The sequence below is a fragment of the Flavicella sp. genome (assembly GCF_037132785.1).
In the GTDB taxonomy this organism is placed as follows: Bacteria; Bacteroidota; Bacteroidia; order Flavobacteriales; family Flavobacteriaceae; genus Flavicella.
On sequence record NZ_JBAHZZ010000138.1, the window covers coordinates 1 to 13,070 of the forward strand.

12 protein-coding genes and 1 tRNA gene are annotated in these 13,070 nt (G+C 31.6%); 9 read left to right on the forward strand and 4 right to left on the reverse strand.

From position 1 onward, the window contains the following. The first annotated feature begins 569 nt into the window (after positions 1-569). From V5787_RS09100 to V5787_RS09130, 7 genes are all read left to right on the forward strand, one after another. Positions 570-1,073: a bifunctional adenosylcobinamide kinase/adenosylcobinamide-phosphate guanylyltransferase gene (locus V5787_RS09100; protein WP_336892927.1), complete on the forward strand. Its 504-nt coding sequence runs from the start codon at positions 570-572 to the stop codon at positions 1,071-1,073. Positions 1,074-1,084: 11 nt separating this feature from the next. Further along, positions 1,085-2,128 carry a nicotinate-nucleotide--dimethylbenzimidazole phosphoribosyltransferase gene (cobT, locus tag V5787_RS09105; protein WP_336892928.1) on the forward strand — a complete coding sequence of 348 codons (1,044 nt, stop codon included), beginning with the start codon at positions 1,085-1,087 and terminating at the stop codon, positions 2,126-2,128. Continuing rightward, positions 2,125-2,889: an adenosylcobinamide-GDP ribazoletransferase gene (locus tag V5787_RS09110; protein WP_336892929.1), complete on the forward strand. Its 765-nt coding sequence runs from the start codon at positions 2,125-2,127 to the stop codon at positions 2,887-2,889. The genes cobT and V5787_RS09110 overlap by 4 nt, the downstream gene beginning before the upstream one ends. Further along, on the forward strand, positions 2,871-3,425 hold the full coding sequence (gene cobC, locus V5787_RS09115; RefSeq protein ID WP_336892930.1) for an alpha-ribazole phosphatase: 555 nt from the start codon (positions 2,871-2,873) through the stop codon (positions 3,423-3,425). The genes V5787_RS09110 and cobC overlap by 19 nt, the downstream gene beginning before the upstream one ends. A 4-nt stretch (positions 3,426-3,429) precedes the next feature. Continuing rightward, positions 3,430-4,554 carry an ABC transporter substrate-binding protein gene (locus V5787_RS09120; protein WP_336892931.1) on the forward strand — a complete coding sequence of 375 codons (1,125 nt, stop codon included), beginning with the start codon at positions 3,430-3,432 and terminating at the stop codon, positions 4,552-4,554. Positions 4,555-4,658: 104 nt separating this feature from the next. Beyond that, positions 4,659-5,591 carry a peptidylprolyl isomerase gene (locus V5787_RS09125; RefSeq protein WP_336892932.1) on the forward strand — a complete coding sequence of 311 codons (933 nt, stop codon included), beginning with the start codon at positions 4,659-4,661 and terminating at the stop codon, positions 5,589-5,591. A gap of 365 nt (positions 5,592-5,956) precedes the next feature. Continuing rightward, positions 5,957-6,029 (forward strand) — tRNA-Gly (locus V5787_RS09130). A 351-nt stretch (positions 6,030-6,380) separates the two neighbouring features. On the opposite strand, the gene V5787_RS09135 is transcribed toward V5787_RS09130, so the two are convergent. Both V5787_RS09135 and V5787_RS09140 read right to left on the reverse strand, forming a co-directional pair. Beyond that, positions 6,381-6,530 (reverse strand): hypothetical protein, encoded by a 150-nt coding sequence (locus V5787_RS09135; protein WP_336892933.1) that lies wholly within the window; start codon positions 6,528-6,530, stop codon positions 6,381-6,383. A 51-nt stretch (positions 6,531-6,581) separates the two neighbouring features. Beyond that, on the reverse strand, positions 6,582-7,166 hold the full coding sequence (locus V5787_RS09140) for a sigma-70 family RNA polymerase sigma factor (protein WP_336892934.1): 585 nt from the start codon (positions 7,164-7,166) through the stop codon (positions 6,582-6,584). Between the two features lie 273 nt (positions 7,167-7,439). Here V5787_RS09140 and uvrA point away from each other — a divergent pair, with 273 nt between their 5' ends. Further along, complete coding sequence (gene uvrA / locus V5787_RS09145) at positions 7,440-10,256, forward strand: excinuclease ABC subunit UvrA (protein ID WP_336892935.1); 2,817 nt, start codon at positions 7,440-7,442, stop codon at positions 10,254-10,256. Between the two features lie 232 nt (positions 10,257-10,488). Here uvrA and guaB read toward each other — a convergent pair whose 3' ends face one another. Both guaB and V5787_RS09155 read right to left on the reverse strand, forming a co-directional pair. Next, positions 10,489-11,955 (reverse strand): IMP dehydrogenase, encoded by a 1,467-nt coding sequence (gene guaB / locus V5787_RS09150; RefSeq protein WP_336892936.1) that lies wholly within the window; start codon positions 11,953-11,955, stop codon positions 10,489-10,491. Positions 11,956-12,096: 141 nt separating this feature from the next. Continuing rightward, a complete protein-coding gene (locus V5787_RS09155) occupies positions 12,097-12,327 on the reverse strand; it encodes a VF530 family protein (protein ID WP_336892937.1) in 231 nt (76 codons plus the stop codon). A gap of 532 nt (positions 12,328-12,859) precedes the next feature. Between V5787_RS09155 and V5787_RS09160 the strand changes: the two genes are divergently transcribed. Beyond that, a partial coding sequence (locus tag V5787_RS09160; protein WP_336892938.1) for a hypothetical protein occupies positions 12,860-13,070 on the forward strand: 211 nt, incomplete at its 3' end.

The following is a 13,070-nucleotide window of genomic DNA, read 5'->3' on the forward strand; positions in this document are numbered from 1 at the left end:
TTATCTCCTCGATTTATCATTTTTATGGCATCCCTTCGTATAATTTCTCTTTCTTGATCGGACACGCTTCGTAAGTCTGTTTTTTCCATCAATAAAGATACAAAAAAATATATTAATTAAAGAACTATTGGTTCTGAGTTAATACGCTCTAAAAAATCCGTTTTTTGTAACCTTTTACTTGTCTCCTATGTTTTACTATTTGAGAACAATGCGACCTGAATAAATATCCCTCCAAAACAATTTAGAACCACAAAGACAAGAAAACAATTTGAAGAGAAGAAATTCGTCAAATAACTAATCCTCTAGTATTAAACCTAAAGAATTAAATTTAAAAGTATGATTCTTGTCTATCTTTTCTGTGTTCTATTAATCTATTGAAGAATGAACGATCTAATTCCTGAATTATCTGACCAAATAAGCTTATGTTTGGCATCAGGAGAGGAGTATTTTGTTTTATCGTTCAAAGATAATTTGAGATACAGAATAAAAACTCTATTTGATTTATCTTTAATAATCGTTTAGGACAAGATTGAAAATCTATCGATCTTTGCAATTGAAAAATCAGACATATGATTTATTATATTACAGGAGGTGAACGCTCAGGAAAAAGCTCTTATGCCCAAAAATTGGCAGAAGAATTAGCAAATAATCCTTATTATCTAGCAACTTCTAGAATATGGGACAAAGACTTTCAAAAAAGAGTAGATCGTCATGTTTCTGATAGAGACGAACGATGGACAACCCTAGAAGAAGAAAAGCAACTCAGCAAAATAATTCCAGAAAATTCTGTTGTGGTAATTGACTGTATAACTCTATGGCTTACCAACTTTTATGTTGATACAAAATACGATGTTCAAAAATCATTATGCTTAGCTAAAGACGAGATACACAAACTCAAAAAAATTAATGCAACCCTTATCATTATTTCTAATGAGATAGGAATGGGAATTCATTCTGAACACGAATCTGGACGGAAATTTACAGAACTTCAAGGTTGGACAAATCAAGAAATTGCAAGGATTGCAGACAAGGCTTTTTTTATGGTTTCTGGTTTGCCTATTCAATTAAAATAAAAACACGTTATATGAAGTTTGACATACAAAAACTAGACATTTCTTTAGAAAAAAAATTACAACACAAAATAGATTTTAAGACGAAACCATTAGGTTCTTTAGGTGTTCTAGAATCCATTGCCATCCAAGTTGGTTGTATACAAAATGTGTTAAACCCAAAAATAGCTAAACCTACAATAGTTGTGTTTTCAGGAGACCATGGAGTGGTTAAAAACCACCCAATAAGCACATTTCCACAAGAGGTAACTTCTCAAATGGTCATGAATTTTTTACAGGGAGGAGCGGCAATTAATGTGTTTTCTAAACTTAACAATATCAAATTAAAAATAGTTGATAGCGGAGTGAATTTTATTTTTCCAACAGATAAAAATCTTATTGACGCAAAAATTTCTATGGGTACTGATGATTATACTCAAAACTCTGCAATGTCAATCGAGAACAGTAATTTAGCCTTAAAAAAAGGAGCTGAAATTGTAACCAAAATCTATTCAGAAGGCTGTAATACCATTGGATTCGGAGAAATGGGAATCGGAAACACCTCTTCTGCTGCTTTATTGATGAGTTCTTTTACAGGTCTCCCAATAGACGAATGTACTGGAAAAGGAACTGGACATACAAGTGAAGGTCTGTTACAAAAAATAGAAATTCTAAAAAAAGCTAAATCACTACACAAAGCACAAGAAAACCCTATACAAATCCTCTCTAATTTTGGTGGTTTTGAAATTGCGATGATTACAGGTGCGTTCTTACGTGCAGCAGAATTAAAAATGACCTTAGTCGTAGATGGTTTTATTGTCACTTCTGCTTTACTCACAGCACATGCTATCAATAAAAATGTCTTGGATTATTGTGTTTTCTCTCATACTTCAGATGAACAAGGACATCAAAAAATCCTAAACTATTTAAAGGTAAACACCTTATTTAATTTGGGACTTAGATTAGGGGAGGGTACAGGAGCCGCCTTGGCCATTCCAATACTAAAAGCTGCAATTGCTTTTTTAAATGAAATGACTTCTTTTGAAAGCGCAGCAGTATCAGAAAAAAGTAACTTATGAAAAATCAAATCCATATATTTTTAACCGCACTAATGTTTTTTACTAGAATACCCTGTCCTAGCTGGGTCAATCATTCACCAGAAATACTAAACAAAAGTACACGTTATTTTTCTTTGGTCGGAATACTTGTAGGCTCTATAGCAGCTTTTTTCTATCTCGTAGCTGCACAATTATTTTCCAATGAAATTGCTTTAATCATTAGCATGATTGCTTCTGCCTGGACAACAGGCGCTTTTCATGAAGATGGATTTGCGGATGTTTGTGATGGTTTTGGAGGAGGATGGACAAAAGACAAGATTTTAACAATTATGAAAGATTCTCGATTGGGAACTTATGGAACTGTTGGAATCCTTTTCATTCTAGCTTTAAAATTCTTAGCGTTAAATGAATTACCTACAACATCCATCGCTTTGATTCTAATATCAGGACATAGTATAAGTAGATTTACCGCAACTGCACTTATTTTTACACATCCCTATGTTAGAGAAACTACAGATAGCAAGTCCAAACCAGCAGCTGATAAAATGTCTTTGAATTCTTTTATGGTAAACGCTTTTTTTGGATTATTACCCTTAATTTTATTCCAAAATTCAAAGGTGTTTTTTGTTCTTATTCCTTTAGCAATTACCAAGTGGTGGATGTCAGGTTTTTTTAAAAAATGGATTGGTGGTCAAACAGGAGATTGTGCAGGTGCGCTCCAGCAACTATCAGAAGTAGTTTATTATTTAAGTTTATTAGCTCTATGGAGATATATTTGGTAAGACATACCACACCCAAAATAGAAAAAGGAATCTGTTATGGTCAAACTGATTTAGACATCACAACTGAATTTAAAAAAGAGAGTGAAATAATTCTAAACAAAATTCCTTTCAATACGAAAACAAAACTCTATTCGAGTCCAGCAAAACGATGTACAAAACTAGCTGCTTTAATTTCAAAAAATTACAGTATAGATGAACGATTAAAAGAGTTGAATTTTGGGAATTGGGAAATGAAAAATTGGGATCGTATTCCTAAAGAAGAAATAGATCCATGGATGCAAGATTTTGTGCATATAAAAGTTCCTAATGGAGAATCGTATACAGAATTAGCCCAAAGATCAATTGCTTTTTTCAAAGAAATCTCAGAACTAAACAACACCGACGTCATTGTAATTTGTCATGCAGGAGTCATAAGAAGTATCCTTTCTTATGTAACTAAAACATTATTAAAAGATTCATTTGATATCAAAATAATTTATGGTCAAATAAGCAAAATAACCATCAAGGATACCATAGATGTACAAATTTTTATTTAGTATTATGAAAAAGAAACTATTTTTATTCGTTCTTTATATTTGTATTATCAGTTGTAAAAAAGAGCAACAAACGGAAAATAACACGGAAATAAAAAAACTTAAATATGCCAAAGGCTTCTCTATAAGCAATGAGTATGGGTACAAAAAAATAACGATTCACAACGCCTATAAAAATGCAGAGATAAAATATGAATACTTGTTAGTTCCTAAAAATGAAAAGCTACCAAAAGTCAATCAGGGTATTCAAATTATAAGAACACCTGTTGAAAAAATTATAGTTACTTCAACTTCTCATATTCCTCTTTTGGAATTACTAGGAAAGGAAAACACCTTAGTTGGTTTTCCCAATACAAATTTTATTTCCTCTCCAAAGACAAGAAAACTTATTGATTCGAACCAGGTAAGAGAAGTCGGGAAAGAAGAACATATCAATACCGAAATTTTGTTAGATTTGGCACCTGAATTGGTCATGAGTTTTGCTGTTGACAAACCCAATAAATCCTTTATTACGATTCGAAAAATGGGAGTCCCGATATTATTAAATGGAGATTGGCTTGAAGAAACACCTTTAGGAAGAGCAGAATGGATCAAAGTATTTGGAGTCCTTTTTCATGAAGAAAAAAAAGCTGATAGTATTTTCAACCATATTCAACAAGAATACACCAAAGCAAAAGCAATTGCAGTTACTGTAAAAAACAAACCTACAATTCTTTCAGGCTCTATTTTTCAAGATTCCTGGTACTTGCCTGCCGGTGAGAGCTTTATCGCTACATATTTTAAAGATGCTCAAGTCGAATATTTATGGAAAGATACCAAAGGAGCAGGTAGTTTATCTTTAAATTTTGAAAACGTTTTAGACAAAGCACAAAATGCCAACTTTTGGATAGGTTGTAGTATGAATGAAACCAAACAACAATTGTTACAATCTAATAAGCATTATGGCCAATTTTCCGCTGTTAAAAACAACCAAGTTTACACTTTTGCTAAATACAAAGGAGCAACTGGAGGAATGTACTATTTTGAACTTGGACCAATCCGACCAGATCTCTTATTAAAAGACATTATAAAAATTGCACATCCCGAACTACTTCCAAACTACAAAATGGTCTTCTTTTCAAAATTAGATTAAACAGTGTCTTCTTTTAACAAATTACCAACAGAGCAACGAACTATATCAACTTGCGAATCCTTAGAGAATAGTTATATTTGCAATTCTTAATAAAATATATTAAAATGAACAACGGATTATACGCAAAATTTAACACTAACAAAGGGGTTATTTTAGTGAATTTAACTTACGATAGAACACCAGGAACTGTTGGAAACTTTGTAGCTTTAGCTGAAGGAAATTTAGAAAATAATGTAAAACCTCAAGGAACTCCTTATTATGATGGGTTAAAATTCCACAGAGTTATTGCTGATTTTATGGTCCAAGGTGGATGTCCTCAAGGAACAGGAACTGGAAGTCCTGGTTACAGTTTTGAAGATGAATTTCATCCAGAATTAAAACACGACAAGCCAGGAGTATTGTCTATGGCAAATTCAGGACCCGCTTCTAACGGAAGTCAGTTCTTTATTACTCATGTTGAAACTCCTTGGTTAGATAACAAACATACTGTTTTTGGATATGTTATAGAAGGACAAGATATTGTTGATACTATTGCTCAAAACGATCTAATTGAAACTTTAGAAATTATTCGTGTTGGTGAAGAGGCTGAAAAATTCAATGCAATTGAAGCTTTTAGAACTTTTGAAGGAGCTAGAGAAAAAAGAGAAGCAGATGCTACAACTGATCAAAAAGAAAAATTAGACGAAATTTCTGCTGGTTACGAAGAAACAGCATCAGGATTGCGTTATAAACTTTTAGAAAAAGGAAACGGAAAACAAGCTACTAAAGGAGCTGGTGTATCAGTACACTATAAAGGTCAATTATTAGACGGAACGGTATTTGATTCTTCTTATAAACGCAAACAACCAATCGATTTTAATGTTGGTGTTGGTCAAGTAATTAAAGGATGGGATGAAGGAATTTTATTATTGAAAGTTGGAGACAAAGCTCGATTTGTAATCCCTTCTGAATTGGCTTATGGTTCTGCTGGTGCTGGAGGAGTTATTCCAGCTGATGCAATTCTTATTTTTGACGTTGAATTGGTTGCTGTAAAGTAATAAAACCTTAATCAATTGTAAAAAGATCTGCTAATTAGCGGATCTTTTTTTGTTTATACCAAATGAATTTCAGTGTGGTTGATAATAAATTTAAATTATTTTTTTCTCTTAAAAAATATAAGCATAGCCTAGGTTACGGTTCTATTTTATATTGAAATATAAAGGAAATAGAAACTAATTTGATCTATCATTTTGATGTTTATTTAGTATTATACACATCCATAATACACTTCAAATAAATAAGTTTATCCACATACTACTCAATGACAATAGGTTATATGGAAACGTTAAAAAAAAGTAAAAATAATTGTTTGATTCCCTTGCTACAATAGAGAAACATACTATATTTGCAGAGCAATGCCAATGCGAAAGTAGCTCAGTTGGTAGAGCGTCAGCCTTCCAAGCTGAATGTCGCCAGTTCGAACCTGGTCTTTCGCTCAAAGCCTTCTAATTTTTTAGGAGGCTTTTTAATTTCACAAGATCACAGCTATTATCTATTAGTCGTAAAAATTCTGAAATCCCTTACATCTACTCAACTTTTGTTCTTTTTCCTTCACGGTTTCAACTAGACTAATTTGATTTTTAAATGACGTAATAATAATTTGGAATGTTTTTTATTTAGATAAGCAATAAAAACAGAAACATTGCTCCGACACGGTTTTGTTTTTGTGTGAAATATGAATGAAAAAGAAACGAATTTAATGCGTCATATAAATATTAAAATGGTGTTCTATAAAAAACACTCTGAAAAATTACTTTTTAGAGTGTTTAAATCATATAGATATAAACCTAATTTAAATTTACTTCTACGTATCTAGGATATTTTATTAATTTTAAAAACTGCAAAGATTTTGAGTAATTTAAAATAAAATTAATTGTCTCTTCCGAAGGAACATTCGGTTCTATGGATGTCTCTATCTTAATGTAATTTTTTGTCATATAACAGATTTAAGGGTACTCTATTATAACGAAACATTTTTAATAATATTATCAATTTGTCAAAACAATATCTTTTTGACTAATCATTTTACGCATATTAATCAATGCATATCGCATTCTCCCCAATACCGTATTAATGCTAGCTTCCGTATTTTCGGAAATTTCTTTAAAACTTAACTCATTGTAAAGACGCATTTTCAAGACCTCACGCTGGTCTTTAGGTAAATACTGAATCAAGTCTGTTATTTGACTATAAAGCTGTTCTTGAATAATTTCTGATTCTTTATTTTTAGTACTATCACTCAATACAGAAAAAACATCAAACTCATCAGTTCTTTTAAATTTTGGGAGACGATTGGATTTTCTAAAGTAGTCGATTACCAAATTATGAGCGATACGCATCACCCATGGTAAAAATTTTCCCTGATCATTATAGCCCCCTTTTTTTAAAGTATGAATTACTTTAATAAAAGTATCTTGAAAGATATCTTCGGCTAATTGTTTATCTCCTATTTTAGAATATATAAACCTGTATAATTTTTGTTTGTGTTTTAAAATTAATACCTCTAGGCATTTTTCATCACCTTTGATGTAATTAGTCACTAAAATACTATCTGAAACATGAACATGTTGCATAACTCACCTTTTAAATTAATTGCCAAGACGGCAAAATTATTATGTTTAAAAGTAGTTTTATAGTATATGCAGCTAAATTTGGAATTAATAAATGATGCAAATATATATTAATATATGCTAGTACCCAAAAACATTATGTTAATTTACCTAAATCCTAACAAAATTTAACTAAAAAATCATTGTTTTTGCACTAAATTTTGTTAAAGTTGACTCTGCCTTCTTCCATAATTAAAAAAGGAATCCTTAATTTTACTATTTATATTTTCACAACAAATGACTAAAAATATTTCTTCTTTAGACCCTAAAAAGTATATACTTATTAAAGGTGCTCAATTGCATAATTTAAAAAATATAGACGTAGGTATTCCAAGAAACAAACTCATTGTTATTACGGGGCTTTCGGGATCAGGAAAATCTAGCTTGGCCTTTGATACCTTATATGCCGAAGGACAAAGGAGATATGTAGAAAGCCTATCCTCTTATGCCAGGCAATTCTTAGGCAAATTAAACAAGCCAAAAGTCGATTATATAAAAGGTATTGCACCTGCTATCGCCATTGAACAAAAAGTAAATTCCACCAACCCTAGATCTACCGTTGGAACAACTACAGAAATATTTGACTATCTAAAACTTATGTTTGCCAGAATAGGAAAAACATACTCCCCTATTTCAAATAAAGAAGTTAAAAAACATACCGTTACAGATGTTCTTAACACAATAAAAACCTTAGAAGAAAATACTAAACTATTATTACTATCACCTATTAGCTTTGAACAAGACAAAGATCCGGAGGTTGTCATTAAACTTCTTGCTCAACAAGGTTATGCTCGTATAAAAGTTGACAAAACGGTTGAGAAACTCGATGAAACCTTTTTAAAAAAATACGATAAAATAAAGCTGACAAAACTAGCTTCTGATCATAAACTACAACTCGTTATGGATCGAATTGTTGTGAAAAATGAAGAGGACTTTTTTAATCGATTGGCAGATTCTATTCAAACAGCATTTTTTGAAGGAAAAGGAATTTGTTCTATAGAAAACCTTCAGAATAAAGTTACAACTCAATTTAGTAATAAATCCGAATTGGATGGATTGACCTTTTCAGAACCGAATACACATTTTTTCAGTTTTAATAATCCCTATGGAGCTTGTCCTAAATGTGAAGGATATGGAAGTACAATTGGTGTAGATGAAGAACTTGTGGTTCCCAACACTACTCTTTCTATTTATGAGGATGCCATAGCGCCATGGAAAACAGATTCCTTTTTAAAACACAAAGATCAATTAATTGATCACGCCTATAAATACGACATTCCTATTCACAAACCATGGTTTGAATTAACTGAAGAACAGAAAGATTTGATTTGGAATGGAACCAGCTCATTTATTGGCTTGAATGACTTTTTTGAATATTTAGAGAGTAAGAGTTACAAAATTCAATTCCGTGTATTACTGTCAAGATACAGAGGTAGAAGTAAATGTAAAAGCTGTAAAGGTAAAAGGTTAAGAAAGGAAACCAATTATGTAAAAATAGCAGGAAAAAGCATTTCAAATTTGGTTGATTTACCTATTGACGAACTTGCAGAATTTTTTAAAACCCTTGAATTACCTGAGCATGACAAAGTAATTGCAAAAAGACTGCTTCTAGAAATTAACAATAGGTTGTCCTTTTTGAATAATGTTGGATTGAATTATCTTACTTTAAACAGAACCTCCAATACTTTATCTGGAGGTGAAAGTCAACGAATTAACTTGGCAACCTCTTTAGGGAGTAGCCTTGTAGGTTCTATGTATATTCTAGACGAACCTAGTATTGGTTTACATCCAAGAGATACAGAAAAACTAATTGATGTTTTAAAATCACTTAAAAACCTTGGCAATACTGTTATCGTAGTTGAACATGATGAAGACATCATGAAACAGGCAGATTATATCATCGATATTGGTCCAGAAGCAGGAACACAAGGAGGGCATATTGTTGCAGAAGGAAATTTTGATGAAATCTTACAATCGAGCTCTTTAACAGCTAAATACCTAAACGGAGAATTTTGTATAGATGTCCCTAAAAAAAGGAGAACCTCAACTAAAAAAATTCAAATAATAGGTGCCAGAGAAAACAATTTAAAAAATATTTCTGTCGATATTCCGTTAAATACACTAACTGTTATCACAGGAGTTTCAGGAAGTGGTAAAAGCACTCTCGTAAAAAAAATACTCTACCCTGCTCTACAAAAACAATTGATTGGCTACGGAGATAAAATGGGAGAACACACCTCTGTTAAAGGAGATTTTGAAACTTTAAAAAATATTGAATACATAGATCAAAATCCAATTGGAAGATCTTCTAGATCCAACCCCGTTACTTATATAAAAGCCTATGACGACATTAGAAGTTTGTTTGCAAATGAAACGCTTTCAAAAGCTAGAAATTACAAACCCAAACACTTTTCTTTTAATGTAGAAGGAGGTCGATGTGAAAAATGTAAGGGAGAAGGCGTAGTGACGATTGAAATGCAATTTATGGCAGATGTTCTTTTAGAATGCGATGAATGTAAAGGAAAACGTTTTAAAAAAGAAGTATTAGAAATTAAATTCAAAGGTAAAAACATCGATGATGTCTTAAATTTAACCATTGAAGATGCTGTAGAGTTTTTCGATAATTATCATCAGAAAAAAATTGTCCAAAAACTTCAACCTTTATTAGATGTTGGTTTGGGTTATGTACAATTAGGGCAAAGTTCTTCTACCCTATCTGGTGGAGAAGCACAAAGAATTAAACTAGCTTCCTTTTTAGTAAAAGGAATGACAAAAGACAAAACCTTATTTATTTTTGATGAACCTACTACTGGTTTACACTTTCATGATATTAAAAAACTATTAGCATCGCTAGAAGCTTTGATTTCAAAAGGACATTCTATCGTTCTTATAGAACACAATATCGAATTGATAAAATGCGCTGACCATATTATAGACCTAGGTCCTACAGGAGGAAAAAACGGTGGTCATCTATTATTTTCTGGAACACCAGAAGCTCTAATTAAAGATGAAAAATCATATACTGCAAAATACCTAAAAGAAAAATTCATCTAAAAAACAGTCTCAAAATAAAAAATCCTTTCAATAAATTGAAAGGGTTTTTTTATATTTACAATACCAAATAAACATCAAAATGATTGATTAAATTAGTTTCTATTTTCTTTATATTTCAATATAAAACAGAACCGTAACCTACGGCTATGCTTATGTTTTTTATTTCATCTAAAGAAAAAAATAATTCAAATTTATTATCAACCACTATGAAAATCATTTGATATAACTTCAATTATCTTGAATAGTTTGGTGATTCTTTTGTGATTGTTACATCATGAGGGTGACTTTCTGCAATACCAGAAGCTGTAATTTTCACAAAAGATGAATTGTTTTTCTGATCTTCAATAGTTGCCGAACCACAATATCCCATACCAGCTCTTAGTCCACCAATAAATTGATGCATAGTTTCAAATAGCTCTCCTTTATAAGGTACACGTCCTTCAATTCCTTCTGGCACTAGTTTTAAACTATCATTTTCCTTTCCTTGGAAATAACGATCCTTAGAACCATTTTTCATAGCTGCAACAGAACCCATTCCTCGATAAGATTTAAAACGTCTTCCATTAAAAATAATCACTTCTCCAGGAGCTTCTTTTGTTCCTGCCAATAAAGATCCTAACATAATTGAATCCCCTCCAGCGGCTATCGCTTTTGGAATATCTCCAGTATATCTAATACCACCATCAGCAATTACAGGAACGCCTGTTCCTTTAAGTGCCTCTGCCACATTCATAACCGCAGACAACTGAGGATATCCAACTCCAGCAACAATTCTTGTAGTACAAATAGACCCTGGGCCAATTCCTACTTTAACCGCATCTGCTCCAGCTGCGACCAAATCTAATGCTGCTTGTCCTGTAACTATATTACCAGCTACCACATCTAATTTTGGAAAAGCTGCTTTTACTTCTTTTAATTTATTTAGAATATTGATAGAGTGCCCGTGAGCAGAATCTAATACAACGGCATCCACTCCTTCCGCTACCAAAGCAGTAACTCGCTCTACACAATCAGTAGTTACTCCAATTGCAGCAGCAACTCTTAAACGGCCATATTCATCTTTATTTGCATTTGGATTTTCTCTAACTTTTATGATATCCCTAAAAGTAATCAAACCTACCAATTTTTTATTTTTACTAACAACAGGTAACTTTTCTATTTTATTGTGTTGTAAAATCACCTCTGCTTGCTTTAAAGAAGTTCCTTCTTTTACCGTAATCAAATTTTCGGAAGTCATCACTTCAGAAATCAAACGACTGTTATTGTTTTCAAATCTTAAATCACGATTTGTAACAATACCTACCAATTCATTGCTGTCATTAATTACAGGTATGCCTCCAATTTTATATTCAAACATTAAGTTTTTTGCGTCTAACACTGTTTCTATCGGCTTGATTGTTACAGGTTCTAAGATCATTCCTGCTTCTGAACGCTTTACCTTTTTCACCTCTAAGGCTTGTTCAATAATAGACATGTTTTTATGCAAAACACCAATACCTCCTTCCCTGGCCATTGAAATTGCCATAGCCGATTCAGTTACTGTATCCATCGCTGCTGAGATGATAGGAGTATTTAAACTAATGTTTTTTGTGAATTTTGATCTAATATCTACAGTGTTAGGTAACACTTCGGAATACGCTGGTACTAAAAGTACATCATCGTAAGTTAATCCTTCATTGATAATTCTAGATGTAGCCATATGCAATAAATTTATCATTTAATTGCGTGCAAATATACGCCTTTTATTCCGTTTTATAGCAAATTAAACTGCTATATTATTCTTGAAAATTTATTTATGCTAAGAGGTAAAACATCAACGGATTAGTATTATTTTATAATTTTACTCCGTATTAGTTTTTTTATGCATTTCTATATACAGAGCTTCTACTTTACTTTTCGCCCAATTTGTACGCCTTAAAAAGGTTAAACTAGAACCAATAGAAGGGTTGTTTCTAAAACATCCTATTTGAATTTTATGTCCTAAATGTTCCCATCCGTAATACTCCACTAACTCCTTTAGGATATGATCTAATCTTTTCCCATGAATAGGATTGTTTGGCTGTTTTTCCATAAAACTTCAAAAAATATCTGGTAAAGATACTTCAATACAATTGCACACTAGCACTGCCATGATAAAAAGTTTAATGTACACAGCAGAAAATTAATTTTCTTTCCTGTCTTATAAAGTGAAAGTAATTTATTGATTCTTCGAAATTAATCAGTTACAATACTAAAATTCAGAAAAAAGAACTTTTCCCCAAGACATTCATGGCTAATTCATACATTTTATATTTAATGATTTTAACAAGAACTCTTGATTTCTTTTACTTCAAGTCTTTTACTTTAATTTATATGTTTTTTTAAATAAATTCAGCACTATCTTATTTAAAACAATTTCAATATTTTTTTTAGTGATATGTTCTTAGTACTTTAGCTGTTACAAAGACAACTAAATAACAGATTGAATAAACTGATTTTACAGGCTTATAAGCGTATTTTATTTTCTAAAAACATGGTTTTACGCAATGTATTGACTGAATAATTAGTTAAAAACTAATGTTCTTTTCTTTGATTTTTTTTTTGCAGCTTAAATAAATATTATTATGAAAAAAGAATACCTATTAGCCCTACTATGTTTATGTTTTAAATATGGTCAAGCACAAACTTTTAATGACGGAACCTTAAGCTATATCGTTATAGATTCAGAAAATAAATACGTATCAGTAGAAAAATATAATTCTTGTCCAACAGGCGCATTAATAATTCCAGAAACGGTAAACATTGAAGACATAATTTATACAATTACTAGTATAA